We start from the raw sequence: 17,079 nt of genomic DNA on the forward strand, positions 1-17,079 counted from the left end.
ACATGAGCGGAGCAGTGCGCCCCACCTCTGCGAGACACACCACAAAACCCGGCGCACCAAAGAAAAACGGGAGCCGAAGGCTCCCGTGGATCGAAACAAAACGCCGAAACGGCTTACATCGTGTCGATGAAGCTGCGCAGCTTGTCCGAGCGGCTCGGGTGCTTGAGCTTGCGCACCGCCTTGCTCTCGATCTGACGGATGCGCTCGCGCGTCACGTCGAACTGCTTGCCCACTTCTTCCAGCGTGTGGTCGGTGGACATCTCGATGCCGAAGCGCATGCGCAGCACCTTGGCTTCGCGCGGCGTGAGGCTGTCGAGGATTTCCTTGACCACTTCGCGCAGGCCGGCCTGCATCGCGGCCTCGATGGGCGCGGTGTTGGCCTGGTCTTCGATGAAGTCGCCCAGGTGCGAATCGTCGTCGTCGCCGATGGGCGTTTCCATCGAGATCGGCTCTTTCGCGATCTTCATGATCTTGCGGATCTTGTCTTCCGGCATCTCCATCTTCTCGGCCAGGATGGACGCATCGGGTTCAAAACCATGCTCCTGCAAGTGCTGGCGGCTGATGCGGTTCATCTTGTTGATCGTCTCGATCATGTGCACCGGGATGCGGATCGTGCGTGCCTGGTCGGCGATCGAGCGCGTGATCGCCTGGCGGATCCACCAGGTGGCGTAGGTCGAGAACTTGTAGCCGCGGCGGTATTCGAACTTGTCCACCGCCTTCATCAGGCCGATGTTGCCTTCCTGGATCAGGTCCAGGAACTGCAGGCCGCGGTTGGTGTACTTCTTCGCGATCGAGATCACGAGACGCAGGTTGGCCTCGATCATTTCCTTCTTCGCGTCGCGCGACGTGGACTCGCCCGAGTTCATCCGCTTGTGGATGTCCTTCAGGTGCGCCAGCGGAACCACCACGCTGCTCTGGATCGTCATCAGGCCCTGCTGCAGTTCCTGGATGGGCGGGATGTTGCGCTGCATCACCACGCTCCAGGGCTTGCCAGCGGCGGCCTGCTTCTCGACCCACTTCAGGTTCAGCAGGTTGGCCGGGAAGTCGGCGATGAACTTCTCCTGCGGCATGCCGCACTTGTCCACGATGATGCGGCGCAGTTCGCGCTCTTTCTTGCGCACGTCGTCCACCTGGCTGCGCATGGTGCCGCAGAGCTTCTCGATGGCCTTGGCCGTGAAGCGGATCGACATCAGCGTTTCCGTGATGGCGTGCTGGGTCTTCACGTAGGTCGGCGTGCCGTAGCCTTCCTTGTCGTAGGTCTTGTGCAGCTTTTCGAACTGGTTGCGCAGGGTGTCGAAGCGGGTCAGCGCCTCGCGCTTGAGTTCTTCAAGCTTGCGCGTCAGGGCCTTGGAGCCGCCCTTGCCATCGTCGTCGTCGGCTTCGTCGTAGTCGTCGAAGTCTTCTTCGGCCACGTAGTCGTCGGCCGCATCGGCGTCGGCGAAACCGTCGACCACCGTCGAGATCACGACCTTGCCGTTGCGGATCTCTTCGGACATCGCCAGGATGTCGGCGATGGTGGCGGGGCTTTCGCTGATCGCGGCCATCATGTCGTTCAGGCCACCTTCGATGCGCTTGGCGATCTCGATTTCGCCTTCGCGCGTCAGCAGTTCGACGGTGCCCATTTCACGCATGTACATGCGCACCGGGTCGGTCGTGCGGCCGAACTCCGAGTCCACGGTGGACAGGGCGGCTTCGGCTTCTTCTTCGGCTTCTTCTTCGGTCGCGGCGGTCGGGCCGGTGTTGTTCAGCAGCAGGGTTTCGGCGTCGGGCGTCTGCTCGTAGACGGCCACACCCATGTCGTTGAGCAGCGAAACCACCACTTCCAGCGTCTCTGCCTCGACCAGCTTGTCGGGCAGGTGGTCGTTGATTTCGCCGTGCGTCAAATAGCCGCGGGTCTTGCCCAGCTTGATCAGGGTCTTCAGGCGCTCGCGGCGGTTCTTGGCTTCTTCTTCGGACAGGACGGTTTCGTCCAGACCGAATTCCTTCATCAGCGCGCGCTCCTTGGCCTTGCTGATCTTCATGCGCAGCGGCTTGACCTTCTCGGTCGGCTGTGCATCGCCGGTGGCGACTTCTTCGACGACCTCTTCGGCCAGATCTTCTTCAATGTCGCTCAGGTCGGCGTCGTCCAGATCGCTGCCACCTTTGCTGGCATCGGCTTTGGGCTTGCGGCCCCGCTTGGCGGCCGGCTTGTCGGCGGCTGCCTTGGCGGGGCGACCGGCCTTTTTCTTGGTGCCGGTGCCGGCCAGCTCGGATTCGAGCTCTTCCGGGAGGGCCTTGCTCACGTTGGCTTTGGCGGCAGGCGCCTTGGCAGCGGCTTTGGGAGGGGTCTTGGGAGTCGTCACAACAGGGGCTTTCTTCGGAGGCGCTTTGGCTGGCGCTGCTTTCGCACTGGTTTGCGGTGCGGCTTTTGCGTGGGACACGACGGGCGTACTGGACTTCTTCGCAGGCATGAGGACCTCAAAAAAAATGTCAGAAAAAGAACCGGCAGGACTCACAGAAGCCGACAACAAACCGCGCGGGGCAGACCATCCACGGTGGTTTTGTCGGGCACAACGCCCATCACTCGCCGGTGAGGATGGGCCTGCAAGCTGTGTGGGCGAACATTTGGTGTGCAGTCCTTGCGGGGTTCCGTCAGGACCGGGCGGGTCGCTGAGGTGGCCAGGGGGATTCCCGTGTCGCCCCTGTCTGGGGGCAGGCCTGTGCCGGAGGTGCTGCTGTCGCGCTTGCGGTGCAAAACCCTAGATTATACCGGTGGAGCGCTTTTCAAGGCCTTGATGCGTTCATTGACCCGCTTGTAGTCCTCGAAGGCCGAGGCGTCGCCCTGCTGCACCCGCGCCGCCAGCAGGCCGGCCAGGGCTTCCAGGGCGTCGCCGCGCAGGCGGTCCATCACGTCGGCGAGCTCGGCCAGCTCCAGCGCCGAATCCGCGCCCATGGTGGCCTGCTCCACCTCGGCGCAGATGAAGGTTTCGTGGTCGTTGCCGCGCAGGGCCTCGCGCAGGGCAGCCCAGGGTTGGGGGCCGTGTTCGTGCAGTTGGGCTTCGAGCCAGGCGAACACCGGGCCGTGCGGGGCAGGCAGGTGGGCCAGCATGGCGTGGTCGTCGGCGGAAAGCGTGTCCCAGGCCTGGGCGTTGGCCAGCAGCAGGCCCACCGCTCGGTCGGCCCGGCTGCCGCCCGAGCGGCGCGAGCCCAGCATGCGCGGCGGCGGGGGCGGGCCCTTGCGCCATTTGCCATAGCCCTTGTTGCCGTAGCTGCCTTTGCCGTAACCGCTGTTGCCACCGCCGCCATACGACCCGCCGCTGGAGGGGGGGTACGACGGGGTGTAAGCACCCCCCTGAGGGTCGTCGTGGCCCTGGTGATGGCTGCCGCCGTCGTAGCCGGGCTCCTGCGGTGCCGGGGGTTCGCGGTTCGGGCGCGGGGAGCGCGCACCGCCGCCGGTCTGCTGCCAGAGCTGCAGCAGGTCGGCGCTGGCGATGCCGATGGCGTTGGACAGCTCGGTGATCAGCTGGCGTTTCAAGGCGCCATCGGGCAGGGCGTTCCACAGCGGGCGGGCCTGGCTGGCCATGCGGGCACGGCCTTCGGCGCTGCCCAGGTCGCAGTCGGCACTGGCGGCGTCGACCAGAAAACGCGAGAGCGGCACGGCCTCTTTGACGCACTGGGCGAAGGCCTCTTCGCCGTTGGCGCGGATGTAGCTGTCGGGATCGTGTTCGGCCGGCAGAAAGAGGAATTTGACGCTGCGCGTGTCGGTGGCCAGGGGCAGGGCGGCGTCGAGCGCCTTGCGCGCGGCGCGCCGTCCGGCGCCGTCGCCGTCGAAGCTGAAGACCACCGAGTCGGTGAAGCGGAAGAGCTTTTGCACGTGATCGGCCGTGCACGCCGTACCCAACGTGGCCACGGCGTTGGCAAAGCCGAGTTGCGCCAGGGCGACCACATCCATGTAGCCCTCGGTGACGAGGGCGTAGCCGGCCACGCGGATGGCGGTTCGGCCTTCGAACAGGCCGTAGAGTTCGCGGCCCTTGCTGAACACAGGCGTTTCGGGTGAGTTCAGGTACTTGGGTTCGCCCTTGTCGAGCACGCGCCCGCCAAAGCCGATGCACTCGCCCTTGACGTTGCGGATCGGGAACATGATGCGGTCGCGGAAGCGGTCGTAGCGTTTCGCTTCGCCGTCCTGGCCCTTTTCGTCCTCGTGCGCGATCACCATGCCGGACTCGACCAGCAGCGGGTCGGTGTAGTCCGGGAACACGCTCGCCAGGCTGCGCCAGCCCTCGGGCGCGTAGCCCAGGCCGAAGGTTTTGGCGATCTCGCCCGAGAGGCCGCGGCCCTTGAGGTAGCTCACGGCGCGTGGCGAGGCCTTCAGGTGCTTCATGTAGGCGTGCGCAGCCTTTTCCAGCACGTCGTTCAGCGTCACCTGCTTCTGGCGCTGCTGGGCGGCGCGCTCGCGGTCCTGCGGCGAGGCGTCGTCTTCGGGCACCTGCAGACCGGTCTGCTGGGCCAGGTCTTTCACCGCCTCGATGAAGCTCATGCCGGCGTGTTCCATCAGGAAACCGATGGCGTTGCCGTTGGCGCCGCAGCCGAAGCAGTGGTAGAACTGTTTGGTCGGGCTGACGCTGAACGACGGCGACTTTTCGCCGTGGAACGGGCACAGGCCCATCAGGTTGGCACCGCCTTTTTTCAGCTGGACGTAGCGGCCCACCACGTCGACCACGTCGACGCGGTTGAGCAGTTCCTGGATGAAAGTCTGCGGTATGGCCACGGGGCTATTCTCCCCCACGATTTTCAAGAACCCGGAGACCCGCATGACGAGCATCTACGACCAGGACCTGCCCCGCAACGAGGCCAACTTCACCCCGATCTCGCCGCTGTCGTTCATCGAGCGCACCGCCGAGGTCTACCCCGACCGGCTGGCCATCGTGCACGGCGCGCTGCGCCAGACCTGGCGCCAGACCTACGCTCGCGCGCGCCAGCTCGCCAGCGCCCTGCAGCGCGCCGGCATCGGCAAGAACGACACCGTGGCGGTGATGCTGCCCAACACGCCGCCCATGGTCGAAGCGCATTTCGGCGTGCCCATGGCGGGTGCGGTGCTCAACGCGCTGAACACCCGGCTCGACCCAGAAGCCATCGCCTTCATGCTCGACCACGGCGAGGCCAAGGCGGTGATCGTGGACCCGGAGTTCGCCGGCACCCTGGCCAAGGCGCTCAAGCTGCGCCAGGCCAGCACACCGCTGCTGCTGATCGACGTGGAAGACGCGCTCTTCACCGGTGAATCCCAGCCCGTGGGAACCTCGACCTACGAAACCTTCCTCGCGGGTGGCGACCCGGCCTTCGCCTGGCGCCTGCCCGCCGACGAGTGGGACGCCATCGCGCTCAACTACACCAGCGGCACCACCGGCAACCCCAAGGGCGTGGTCTACCACCACCGGGGCGCGGCGACGAACGCGATCAGCAACGTGCTGGAGTGGGACATGCCGAAACACGCGGTGTACCTGTGGACGCTGCCCATGTTCCATTGCAATGGCTGGTGTTTCCCCTGGACGGTGGCGGCGCGCGCGGGCGTGAACGTGTGCCTGCGCCGGGTGGACCCGCAGGCGATCTTCGACGCCATGCGCGAGCACGGCGTGACGCACTACTGCGGCGCGCCCATCGTGCACGGCCTGCTGGTCAACGCGCCGGCGGCCATGAAGGCCGGTGTGCCCGCCGGCATCAAGGCCATGGTGGCGGGCGCGGCGCCGCCGGCGTCGATGATCGAAGGCATGGAGCAGATGGGCTTTGATCTCACGCACGTCTATGGCCTGACCGAGGTGTACGGCCCGGCCACGGTCTGCGCCAAACACGAGGCCTGGGACGCGCTGGACATCGGCGAACGCGCCCGCCTCAACGCGCGCCAGGGCGTGCGTTACCACTTGCAGCGCGACGTGCGCGTGCTGAACCCCGAGACCATGGTGCCGGTGCCGCAGGACGGCGAGACCATGGGCGAGATCATGTTCAAGGGCAACATCGCCATGAAGGGTTACCTGAAGAACCCCAAGGCGACGGCGGAGGCGTTTGCCGGTGGCTGGTTCCACAGCGGCGACCTGGCGGTGCAGTACCCCGACGGCTATTTCAAGATCAAGGACCGCAGCAAGGACATCATCATCTCGGGTGGCGAGAACATCTCGTCGATCGAGGTCGAAGACGTGTTGTACCGCCACCCGGACGTGCTGGCCGCGGCGGTGGTGGCACGGCCCGACGCCAAGTGGGGCGAAACACCCTGTGCGTTTGTGGAGCTGAAGTTCGGCGTGCAAACCACGCCGGAAGACATCGTGGCGCATTGCAAGAAGCACTTGGCCGGGTTCAAGGTGCCGCGGTTCGTGGTGTTCGGTGAACTGCCCAAGACGAGCACCGGGAAGATCCAGAAGTTCGAACTGCGCAAGCGGGCGGGGTCTGCGGCGGCGATTGACGTTTGATTCCAGGTTTTTCGCGCCTGCACCTCGCCGCTACACGAAGCGCCTGCACCCCGCGCAGGCCAATGGTGTCACCCCCGTTCTCCGGCCCACGCTCGCCGTCATATGGCTGTGGGCGCCACGGCTGCTGCGTCAACACCGTACGGGTAGGCAGCCTCTGTGGCAACGGCGAATGGGGCCTGCGCCCGGGGGAGCCACCATCGTCCCCAAAGACGGGTGGGTGCGCCTACGGTTCGCTCCAACGTCACTTCGGGGTAGGTGGTTTGGGTGAGCGGGCGCAGTCCCCATTCGCGGTGGCCACGGAGCGTGCGCGCTGCAACGGTGTTGATGAAGCAACGGAAATGCGTCCGGGCAGCCGCCCGAGAGGTGGGACGGAGAACGAACACCCGGACCACCTGCCCCTGCCAGCACGGCACACGCGCCGAAGGTGGGGCAACGATGAACCAGGCACCTGAACAGCAGCAAACCACAGCCGCCCTGCCAACAAAACCCGAAGCCTCAATCCCCCGCCACAACCCCCTCGCGCCGCGGGTCCGCGCCCCCCAGCCACACCACCTGACCGTCCTTCAGACCACGCTGGATCGCCTGCAGCCCGCTTGGCATCGGCGTTTCGCTCACGGTGTGGCCGCGTTGCTGCAGCGCCTGCACGGTGCTCGCCGGGAAGCGGCCGGCTTCCAGCAGGACCGGTCCGCCCAGCGTGCCAAAGTTGGGCAGGTCGATGGCGGCCTGGGGCGCCAGACCACCGCCGAGCGTGGCCAACAGGGTCTTGGCCGTGAAGTGGATGATCAGTGCGCCGCCCGGGCTGCCGGTGCTCATGAGCAGCTGCCCACTGGCCTTGTCGAACACCAGCGTGGGCGACATCGACGAACGCGGCCGTTTGCCCGGCTCCACGCGGTTGGCCACGGGTCGGCCCTGCGCGTCGGCGGGGGTGAAGCTGAAATCGGTGAGCTGGTTGTTGAGCAGGAAGCCGCCGGGGCGCGAGGGGTTGGTGCTCACCATCAGGCGCGCGCCGAAGCCCGCCTCGATGGTCGTGGTCATGGCCAGCGCGTTGCCGTAACGGTCCACGATGCTGATGTGGCTGGTGCCGTATTCCGGCTGATCGGGCATGGGCGCGTGCGCGCTGACCACCCAGCCGGGCTGGCCGGGCGGGGCCTGTGGCGCCCGCTGCGGACCGATCAGGCGGGCGCGCTCGTCGAGGTAACGCATGTCCAGCAGGCTGTCCCAGCGGCCAGCGGGTGCGGCCACAAAGTCGGGGTCCGCCAGGTACAGCGCGCGGTCGGCAAACGCCAGCCGCGACGCCTCCATGTAGCCGTGCAGCCAGTGCGGGCCCGGCTCACCGCTCAGCGGCGCCGAGCCCTGCGGCGTGCGTGCCAGCAGACCCATGATCTGCCCGATGGCCACCGCGCCCGAGCTGGGCGGCGGGAAGCCGCAGACGCGCAGCAGGCGCTGCAGGGCCTGGTGGTCGAAGCACAGCGCCTCGCGTTCCTTGGGCTGGTAGTCCCGCAGGTCGTCCAGCGAGAGGCGGCCGGGTGTCGTGGGGTGTTGCTGCACCCTGGCCACGATGGCGCGCGCCACCGGCCCCTCGTGCAGCGCGCGCGGGCCTTGCACGGCGATCTCGCGCAGCACCGCCGCCAGCGCCGGGTTCTTCAGCACATGGCCCACCGGGTGGGGCTGCCCATCGGCGCGGTAGAAATAGGCGGCGGCCACCGGGTCAGCCTTGAGCGCGGTCTCGGCCTGCAGCAGGCCGTGCAGCCGGGGGCTGACGGCGAAACCTTGCTCGGCGAGGGTGATGGCCGGCCCAAACAGCTGGGCCCAGGGCAGCTTGCCGTGCTGGCGGTGCGCCAGCGCCAGCATGGCCACCGCGCCGGGGGTGCCCACCGAGCGTCCGCCGACCACGGCCTCCATGAACGGCAGGGGTTGGCCGTCGGTGCCCATGAACAGCTGGCCATCGGCCGCGGCGGGCGCGGTCTCGCGGCCGTCGTAGGCCCGCACGCGCTGGCCATCGTGGTGCAGCAGGAAGGCGCCGCCGCCGATGCCGCTGGACTGCGGCTCCACCAGCGTGAGCACCATCTGCACGGCGATGGCGGCGTCCACCGCGCTGCCGCCCGCGCGCAGCACCTGGGCGCCCGCGTCGGCGGCCAGCGGATTCGCAGCGGCCACCGCCTCGCGCGGGAAAGCCCAGCCGGGTTTGGCGCTCCAGCCCGTGGCCGACTCGGGTTGCTGGGTCAGCGCGGGCGGCTGGTACGCCCAGGGGGACGCCGGTGGGGCGCTGCAGGCGGCGAGAGCGACGGCGATGGCCACCGCCGTCAAGGCGCGGCCCGCGATCCGGTGGGCCTGTGAAAAATGTGGCATGGACACGGCTTTCATGGGGTGGATCGGACAAGGCTTGCCCGGTGTCAAACAAATTGTTACTTTTTCGGGGTATGTTGATCTTGCTGGCACACGGGTGCCCAGCACGTGTTCTACAGGAGATTCGATGACCCTCACCATCACGCCCGGCTCCGACTCGGGGTCTTTCTGCGCCGCACCGCGTGCGCTGGTGCAGACCCTGCCGCAGCTGATCAACGCACAGGACATACAGCGCCGGCGTCCGATCGTGGTTTTGAGCGAAGCCTTGCGTCAACTGCACCTGCTGGACGAGGGCACCCTGCGCGAGCTGGTGGCCGAAGACCCCGACCTGCTGCGCTCGCGCTCGGGCGATCTGGTGCTGCGCCTCCTGCTGACCGAAGACGAACTGCACCGCGCGCTGGCGCGGGTGGCGGGGCTGGTGGAGATCGAGGTGCTGGGGTTTGAGGGGGACCCCAAGGCCTTTGACCTGCTGCCGCTGCGCCAAGCGCAGGCGCTGAACGTGGTGCCACTGGGCATGGCCAACGAGCAGCTGTACATCGCGTCGTGTGCGCCCACGAGCGACGCCTTGCGCCAGCAGCTGCGCAGCCTGACCGGCCACTCGGTGGCGCTGGTCTGGGGCAGCCGCGAGGCCATCGAGCGGCGGCTGGAGGTGCAGGAGCGCGTGGAACGCGCGAACCACGCTCGCCACGCACCGGTCGTTGTCGACGAGCTGTGGCACAAGCTGGCGCCGCCAGGCGCGGGCAGCGCCCAGGAGCGGGTGCTCGTGGACGACCTGGTGATGCAGGCGATGGTGGAGCTGGGCAGCGGCGCCGAGGCCGAGCAGCTCGCCTCGGCCAGCGAGTCGGCCGGCATGGTGCGCCTAGTCAACGAGATGATCGCCGAGGCGCAGCGCCTGCACGCCTCCGACATCCACATCGAGACCAACCCGGGCGAGGCGCTGACCGCGATCCGGTTCCGGCGCGACGGTGATCTGGAGCCCTACCTGTGGCTGCCGGCGAAGCTGCGGGGGCCGCTGGTCTCTCGCGTCAAGATCATGGCGCGGCTGGACATCGCCGAGCGCCGCCGCCCGCAGGACGGCAAGATCGATTTCGCCGAGTTCGGCGGCCAGGCGCTGGAGCTGCGCGTGGCGGTGATGCCGACCCACGACGGCCTGGAAGACGTGGTGCTGCGCCTGCTCGAGTCGGCCAAGCCGCTGCCGCTCTCGCGCCTGGGCCTGCAGCCGCGTGACCTGGAGACCATCGCCGGCTTTTCGCAGCGCAGCTTCGGCATGGTGCTGGCCGTGGGGCCGACCGGCTCGGGCAAAACAACCACGCTGCACTCGATGCTGGCCGAGGTGAACACGGCCGAGCGCAAGATCTGGACCGCCGAAGACCCGATCGAGATCACCCAGCCCGGGCTGCGGCAGGTGCAGATGAACGCCAAGATCGGGCTGACCTTCGCGAGCGCGATGCGCAGCTTCCTGCGCGCCGACCCGGACATCATCATGATCGGCGAGATCCGCGATGCCGAGACCGCGAAGATCGCCATCGAAGCCTCGCTCACCGGTCACCTGGTGCTCTCGACCCTGCACACCAACAACGCCAGCGAAAGCGTGGTGCGCCTGCTCGACCTGGGCATGGACCCGATGAACTTCGCCGATTCGCTGCTGGGGCTGGTGGCGCAGCGGCTGGTGCGCGCCCTGTGCCCGCATTGCGCGAGCACCACCGCACTCGACGACACGTCCTGGACGGCGCTGCTGGAGGAGTACCGCGAGGGCAGCGGCCTCAGTCTGCCGCAGGCCCAGGCCCGGTTGCTGGACGCCGCGGGCGTGGCCACCCCCGGCGAGGTGCGGGTTCGCCACGCGGTGGGCTGCGAGCATTGCAGCGGCAAGGGCTACAAGGGGCGCATGGGCGTCTATGAAATCCTGCAGAACAGCCGGGAGATCAAGCGGCTGATCCAGAACCGCGCACGGCCTGGCGAGATCTTCGACACCGCCGTGAACGAAGGCATGCGCAGCCTGCGCCACGACGCGCTGGAGAAGGTGGTGCAGGGCCGCATCGACCTCAAGCAGGCGCGGCTGGCGTACCGCTGAGCCAGCCGGAAGCCCGGCACGGTCAGGGACGGCCCCTCGGCGCGACGTGCCCCACCCCGGATGCGGTGGAACCGGCTTTGCCGGGCCACTCGCATCGCCCCCTTGAGGGGGTCGCGCGAAGCGCGGCGGGGGAGTTCCCTCTCAGCGCGGTGCCAGGCGGATCGCGCCGTCGAGGCGGATCACCTCGCCGTTGAGCATGTCGTTCTCGATGATGTGTTTGGCCAGTTTCGCGTAGTCGTTTGGCGTGCCCAGGCGGCTGGGGAAGGGCACGCTGGCGGCCAGGGCGTCCTGCACCTCCTGCGGCATGCCGAACAGCATGGGCGTGCCGAAGATGCCGGGGGCAATCGTCATGTTGCGGATGCCGTTGCGCGACAGGTCGCGCGCGATGGGCAGCGTCATGCCGACCACGCCACCCTTGCTGGCCGCGTAGGCCGCCTGGCCGATCTGGCCGTCGTAGGCCGCGACGCTGGCGGTGCTGATCATCACGCCGCGCTCGCCGGTGGCTTCGGGTTCGTTCTTGCACATGGCTTCCGACGCGAGGCGGATCATGTTGAAGCTGCCGACCAGGTTGACCATGATGGTCTTGGTGTACACGGCCAGCGAGTGCGCGCCGTTCTTGCCCACGGTCTTCTCGGCCGGTGCGATGCCGGCGCAGTTGACCAGACCCATGAGCTTGCCCATGGACACGGCCTTGGCGACCACGGCCTGGCCGTCGGCTTCGCTGCTGACGTCGCACTTCACGAAGGCGCCGCCGATTTCCTTGGCGACCGCTTCGCCCTTTTCAGCCTGCATGTCGGCGATCACGACGGTGCCGCCGTTGGCTGCCAGCATGCGCGCCGTGCCTTCGCCCAGGCCCGATGCGCCGCCAGTGACGATGAAAACCTTGCCTTGAATGTCCATGGGTGTGCTCCTCGAATGGTGATTTGACGTTGACGTAAACGTCAATTATCGCCCACGGTGGGCGGGTGTGCCGTTTCCGTCAGGCGGCCGGGAGTTCCACGGTGACCTGGGTGCCCTGGCCCGGCTCGCTGGACACGTGCAGCCTGCCGCGGTGCAGATCGACGATGCGTTTCACGATCGCCAGGCCCAGGCCCTTGCCGCCTTCGCCGGTGGCGGGGGCCACGCTGGACCGGCTCTGGTAAAAGCGGTCGAAGAGGTGGGGAATGTCGTCGGCCGCCATGCCCGACCCGTTGTCGCTGACCCGCACCCTGACCACCTCGCCGTGTTCGCCGGTGTGGTGACCGGCGCTCAGCTGGATAACGCTGCCAGCGCCCGAGAACTTGAGCGCGTTGTCCACCAGATTGGCCACCGCGCGCTCGAACAGTTCGATGTCCACCGCCGCGAGCGCGGGGCGCTGTGCGGCGCCGGGGTCTTCGGCGACCTGCAGGCGGATGCCCTGAAGGCGCGCGCGCTCGGCAAAGCGCATGACCACGTCGTCCAGCAATTCGCCCAGGTCCAGCACCTCGGCGTTGAGCTGGAACGTCGGTTCGTCCAGGCGGGCCAGGTCGCCCAGGCTCTGGACGAGGCGGGCCGCGTTCTGCGTGTTGCGCAGAGCCACCGCGACCAGCCGGCGGTCTTCGTCACGGGTGGCGTCGCCGGCCCAGCGGGCGTCGAGGGTTTCGAGGCAGGCGGTGGTGGCGGTCAGCGGCGAGCGCAGATCGTGCGAGAGGTTGCTCACGCCCTCGCGGCGAAAGTGGTCCAGGCGCCGCAGCGTGCTCCACTGCCGCCGCAAGGTCTGGAGCATCGCGTCGATGCCGCGCGCGAGTTGTCCGAATTCATCGTTGCCCTGGGCATCGGGCAGGTCGAGCGACGGGCCCGGCCCGTCCGGGTCGGTCGAGGCCATGTCGTCGAGCCCGGCCTGCGTGACCCGGCCGACCGATCGTGTGAGGCGCGACAGTGGGCGCGTGAGGGTGGCGGTGGCCCAGGTGGCGAGCAGGGTGGCGAGCGCCACCACCGCCAGCACCATCAGCGCCGCGGGTTGCGACAGCGTGCTGCGCAAGGCCGCCATGCGTCCCTCACCGAACACGCGGGGGCGGCACACCAGGTACAGGTAACCATCGACCGGCCGGTCGGGCCGTATGGAGGCGAACCGAAGGGGGCGCGCCGCGATGACCACGCGCTTGTCCATGTGCTCGGGGTCGTCACCGAGCACATAGGGCATGGGCGTGTCGCCCGCGGCCTCCAGCACCGGGCCGATGCGCACCTTGAAGCCCGGCGGCAGCGGGGTGGTGCCGGTGGTGCTGAGCACGGTGCCCTGGGTGTCCAGCAGGTAGAGCTGGGTGCCGGGTTCGTAGAGCACCAGGTTGGCGAGGAAGTCGGTGAAGTCACCGCCAAAACGCTCCCGCATGCCCAGCAGGTCGTTGTGCTGCGTGACCACGCGCTTCAGAAAGGCGTCGGCCCGGTAGTAGGCCGACTCGTGTTCGAAGCGCTCGTAGGCCAGCACGATGGCGACCACCACGCCCAGCACGGTGAACAGACCCGTGAGGAAGATCGTGAGGGCGATCTTGGCGCGAACCTTCATGGCTCAGTGCCCCGGGCGCTCGCGCATCTTGTAGCCCGCGCCGCGCACCGTGAGGATGAAGTCCGGGCGCAGCGGGTCGGCTTCCAGCTTGGCGCGCAGGCGGTTGATGTGGGTCGTCACCGTGTGTTCGTAGCCGTCGTGCGTGTAGCCCCAGACGGCGTTGAGCAGCTGCCCGCGTGAAAACACGTGGCCGGGGTGCTGGGCGAAATGCAGCAACAGATCGAACTCGAGCGCCGTGAAATCGAGGTTCACGCCGCGCACCAGGGCCAAGCGCTTGACGGGATGGATCTCCAGCTCGCCGATGACCAGCGGGGCGCCGGCATCCGCGGCCTGGCTCTGGGCCGCCTGCGCCGCGCGCAGCAGCTCCGAGCGCCGCAGCAGCGCCTTGACGCGGGCCAGCAGCTCGGCGATGGAGAAGGGTTTGGTGAGGTAGTCGTCGGCGCCCAGCTCCAGGCCCAGCACCCGGTCGAGCTCGGTGGACTTGGCCGTCAGCATCAGGATGGGCGTGTGGTCGCCACGCGAGCGCAAGGTCTTGCACACCTCCAGCCCGTCCAGGCCCGGCATCATCAGATCGAGCACCAGTAGGTCGTGTCCGGCCTCGGTCTGCAGCGCCAGCGCCGACGGCCCGTCGCGGGTTTCGCTCACGCCATAGCCGGCACCGCGCAGGTTCAGGGCCAGCAGGTCCCGGATGTCGGTCTGGTCCTCGGCGATCAGGATCTGCTTCATGGCATTCATGGGAATGGGTCCGCAGCGTGAGCGGTTTCTTACCCGATTGTTATCGAAATGTGATCTTTCGATAGCGGGCTGTGATCTGGGCTCACCACAGTGGAGGCACCCCATCCGAACCGGAGCCGCCATGAACACCGCCCACCTGTCTGCCTTCTCCACACCCCCCACCGGCGCCGTCTGCTGGGCCGAGATGGTGAGTCACCGCAGCTACCTGATCCGGTTCGCCCGGCGCAAGCTCCACGACCCGATGCTGGCCGAAGACCTGGTGCACGACGTGTTCGAGGCGGTGATGTCCGGGTGCGCGGCGTTTTCAGGCCGCAGCGCGCTGCGCAGCTGGCTCACCGGCATCCTCAAGAACAAGCTGGTGGACCTGATCCGGGACCGGGCCCGCTACCACGAGATGGACGCCGACACCGAAGATGAAGACGCGCTGCAGTTCGAATGCCAGGCCGCCCGGCCGGACGAACTGGCCGAGCACCGCGAGCGCCTGGCCCAGACGCTCGCACGCATCGAGCAACTGCCCGAAGGGCTGCGAGACGTGATGCGGTGGCGCGTGCTGCACGACGAAGCCACCGAGGTGGTGTGCGAGCGCCTGGCGATCAGCCAGGACAGCCTCTTCGTGCGCCTGCACCGGGCGCGCAAATTGTTGAATTGACCACCCCCGCCGCGCTGCGCGCGACCCCCTCAAGGGGGCAATGCGAGCGGCCCGGCGAAGCCGGTTTCGCCGCATTCTGGGCGGCAGGCACGCGCTCCTGAGAGGTAAGGGATCGAGAGAGGGGCAGTTGCCCCAGAACGCGGTGGAACCGGCTCCGCCGGGCCACTCGCGTTGTCCCCCCTCCGGGGGGAAGCCGCAAAGCGGCGCAGGGGGGTTACTTATACCCAACGCGGTCCATCATCTGCTGCACCTTGGTCATGTTCTTCGCGACCACGCCCAGCGGGATCTGCTCGGCCTTGAAGTTGTCGCCGCCCATGGCCGTGATGGCCGGGTTGGCGACCTTCAGGCCCTTGACGGCGGGGAACTCGTTGTTGCCGTTGGCGAAGTAGTCCTGGGCGAAGGGGCTGGCCAGGTACTCCATGAAGACGATGGCGTTGTCGCGGTTCTTGGCGTGTTTGGCCATGGCCGCCCCGGCGATGTTGACGTGCGTGCCGCTGGTGCCCTGGTTCGGGAACACCACGCGCACCTTCTCCATCGCCGAGCGCTCGTCCGGCTTGTCCGACTTGATCAGGCGCGCCAGGTAGTAGGTGTTGGTCAGCGCCACGCCACATTCGCCGGAGGCGACGGCCTTGATCTGGTCGGTGTCGCCACCCTTGGGCGCGCGCGCCATGTTGTCCACCACCCCCTTGAGCCAAGCCTCGCCTTTGGCGTCGCCCAGGCGTTCAACCACGGTGGAGAAGAGCGACAGGTTGTAGGGGTGCGAGCCCGAACGCGTGCAGACCAGGCCCTTGAGCTTGGGGTCGGCCAGCTGCTCGTAGGTGGCCACGTCGGCGGCCTTGACGCGCAGCGGGTCGTACACGATCACGCGGGCGCGGGTCGAGAAACCGGTCCAGGTCACGCCGTCCTTGGTGGCGTCGGCGCGCAGGTTGGCGGGAATGGCCGCGTCCAGCTTGGCGGACTTGAACGGCTGGAACAGGCCCTGGCTGTCGGCCGAGGCCATGCGCGCAGCGTCCACCAGCAGGATCACGTCGGCCGGCGAAGCGGCACCCTCGGCGCGCAGGCGCGCCACGATGCCGGCGTCGTCCGCGTCCACCCGGTTGATCTTGATGCCGGTGGTCTTGGTGAAGTTGTCGTACATCGCCTCGTCGGTCTGGTAGTGGCGGGCCGAGTAGAGGTTGAGCACCTTGTCCTGGGCCTGGGCGTTCAGGGCGGCGGCGCTGGCGGCCAGGATCAGCGTGAGGGAAGCAAGCTTTTTCATGGGGGCTTTCAGAGAGACGGACGTGGACAATGTGGGGCTGGATCCCCGGGCACGGTGCCTCGGGAAACCACGGGAATCGATGCTAACAGAAATGCGAATAGTTCTTGATAAGCTTTCTTTGATCTGGGTCAAAACCCGTTTCGGCTGGGCGTTGCCGCTGGCCTTGCTGGTGATGGCTGGCTGCAACACCCCGCCCACCGTGCCACCGCTGACCGTGCCGCCACCCGTGGTGGAGGCGCCCCAGCGCGCGCCGCGCCTGGGTCTGGCGCTGGGGGGCGGCGCCGCGCGCGGCTTCGCGCACGTGGGGGTCATTCAGGTGCTGGAAGCCAACGGCATCCACCCCGACGTGATCACCGGCACCTCGGCGGGCAGCCTGGTGGCCGCGCTCTACGCCAGCGGCAAGGACGCCACGGAGCTGGAACGCGCGGCCCTGAGCATGGACGAAGCCACCCTCACCGACTGGATCCTCCCGCTGGTCAGCCGCGGCCTGCTGCGCGGCGAGGCGCTCGCGCGCTACGTGCGCCAGGCCGTGGGCGGCAAGCTGATCGAGCAGATGAAGCTGCCGCTGGGCATCCTCGCCACCGATCTCGGCACAGGGCAGGGCGTTCTGTTCCGGCGCGGCGACGCGGCGCAGGCCGTGCGCGCGTCCAGCGCCGTGCCCGGCGTGTTCAACCCGGTCGCCATCGCGGGGCGCGAGTACGTGGACGGCGGCCTGGTCGCGCCGGTGCCGGTGCGCCAGGCGCGCGAGATGGGTGCCGAGGTGGTGCTGGCGGTGGACATCTCGGCCGACCCGCAGGACCTGCCGTCCAACGGCCTGCTGAGCCTGCTGCCCAAAACGACGGCCATCATGGGCCAGAGCATCAACCGGCTGGAGCTGGCCGGGGCCAACGTGGTGGTGCGGCCGGCGCTGGCGGGGGTGGGCAGCGCCGACTTCACTTCGCGCCAGCGCAGCATCGATGCCGGTCGGGTCGCGATGCAGGCGGCCTTGCCGCGCCTCAAGCTGGAGTTGTCCCGGCACCGGGCGCTGGCCAGCCACTGAGTGGGTTCAGCGAACCCATAAAA

11 protein-coding genes are annotated in these 17,079 nt (G+C 68.0%); 4 read left to right on the forward strand and 7 right to left on the reverse strand.

Annotated elements, in window-relative coordinates; translation table 11 throughout:
• Positions 1-113: 113 nt before the first annotated feature.
• On the reverse strand, positions 114-2,450 hold the full coding sequence (gene rpoD / locus IV088_RS06340) for an RNA polymerase sigma factor RpoD (RefSeq protein WP_291099288.1): 2,337 nt from the start codon (positions 2,448-2,450) through the stop codon (positions 114-116).
• A 293-nt stretch (positions 2,451-2,743) separates the two neighbouring features.
• Positions 2,744-4,747 carry a DNA primase gene (gene dnaG, locus IV088_RS06345; RefSeq protein ID WP_291099291.1) on the reverse strand — a complete coding sequence of 668 codons (2,004 nt, stop codon included), beginning with the start codon at positions 4,745-4,747 and terminating at the stop codon, positions 2,744-2,746.
• Between the two features lie 43 nt (positions 4,748-4,790).
• Between dnaG and IV088_RS06350 the strand changes: the two genes are divergently transcribed.
• Positions 4,791-6,437 carry an acyl-CoA synthetase gene (locus tag IV088_RS06350; RefSeq protein WP_291099294.1) on the forward strand — a complete coding sequence of 549 codons (1,647 nt, stop codon included), beginning with the start codon at positions 4,791-4,793 and terminating at the stop codon, positions 6,435-6,437.
• A gap of 495 nt (positions 6,438-6,932) precedes the next feature.
• Here the strand turns inward: IV088_RS06350 and IV088_RS06355 are convergent, their stop codons facing one another.
• Entirely contained in the window at positions 6,933-8,786 is a 1,854-nt protein-coding gene (locus IV088_RS06355; protein WP_291099492.1) for a gamma-glutamyltransferase family protein, read from the reverse strand.
• Between the two features lie 124 nt (positions 8,787-8,910).
• On the opposite strand from IV088_RS06355, the gene IV088_RS06360 reads away from it, so the two are divergent.
• Positions 8,911-10,854 (forward strand): GspE/PulE family protein, encoded by a 1,944-nt coding sequence (locus IV088_RS06360; protein WP_291099297.1) that lies wholly within the window; start codon positions 8,911-8,913, stop codon positions 10,852-10,854.
• A gap of 141 nt (positions 10,855-10,995) precedes the next feature.
• Here the strand turns inward: IV088_RS06360 and IV088_RS06365 are convergent, their stop codons facing one another.
• The 3 genes from IV088_RS06365 to IV088_RS06375 form a co-directional block, all read right to left on the reverse strand.
• Positions 10,996-11,754, reverse strand: coding sequence for a 3-hydroxyacyl-CoA dehydrogenase (locus tag IV088_RS06365; RefSeq protein WP_291099300.1), 759 nt, complete (start codon positions 11,752-11,754; stop codon positions 10,996-10,998).
• A gap of 79 nt (positions 11,755-11,833) precedes the next feature.
• Positions 11,834-13,375: a HAMP domain-containing sensor histidine kinase gene (locus IV088_RS06370; protein WP_291099302.1), complete on the reverse strand. Its 1,542-nt coding sequence runs from the start codon at positions 13,373-13,375 to the stop codon at positions 11,834-11,836.
• Between the two features lie 3 nt (positions 13,376-13,378).
• Entirely contained in the window at positions 13,379-14,110 is a 732-nt protein-coding gene (locus tag IV088_RS06375; protein ID WP_291099305.1) for a response regulator transcription factor, read from the reverse strand.
• A 121-nt stretch (positions 14,111-14,231) separates the two neighbouring features.
• On the opposite strand from IV088_RS06375, the gene IV088_RS06380 reads away from it, so the two are divergent.
• Positions 14,232-14,759: a sigma-70 family RNA polymerase sigma factor gene (locus IV088_RS06380; RefSeq protein ID WP_291099307.1), complete on the forward strand. Its 528-nt coding sequence runs from the start codon at positions 14,232-14,234 to the stop codon at positions 14,757-14,759.
• Positions 14,760-14,973: 214 nt separating this feature from the next.
• Here the strand turns inward: IV088_RS06380 and IV088_RS06385 are convergent, their stop codons facing one another.
• Positions 14,974-16,017: an extracellular solute-binding protein gene (locus IV088_RS06385; protein ID WP_291099309.1), complete on the reverse strand. Its 1,044-nt coding sequence runs from the start codon at positions 16,015-16,017 to the stop codon at positions 14,974-14,976.
• Positions 16,018-16,135: 118 nt separating this feature from the next.
• On the opposite strand from IV088_RS06385, the gene IV088_RS06390 reads away from it, so the two are divergent.
• Positions 16,136-17,056 carry a patatin-like phospholipase family protein gene (locus tag IV088_RS06390; RefSeq protein ID WP_291099312.1) on the forward strand — a complete coding sequence of 307 codons (921 nt, stop codon included), beginning with the start codon at positions 16,136-16,138 and terminating at the stop codon, positions 17,054-17,056.
• The last annotated feature ends 23 nt before the right edge of the window (positions 17,057-17,079 follow it).

It is taken from the genome of Hydrogenophaga sp., assembly GCF_018780075.1.
Classification (GTDB): Bacteria; Pseudomonadota; Gammaproteobacteria; order Burkholderiales; family Burkholderiaceae_C; genus Hydrogenophaga.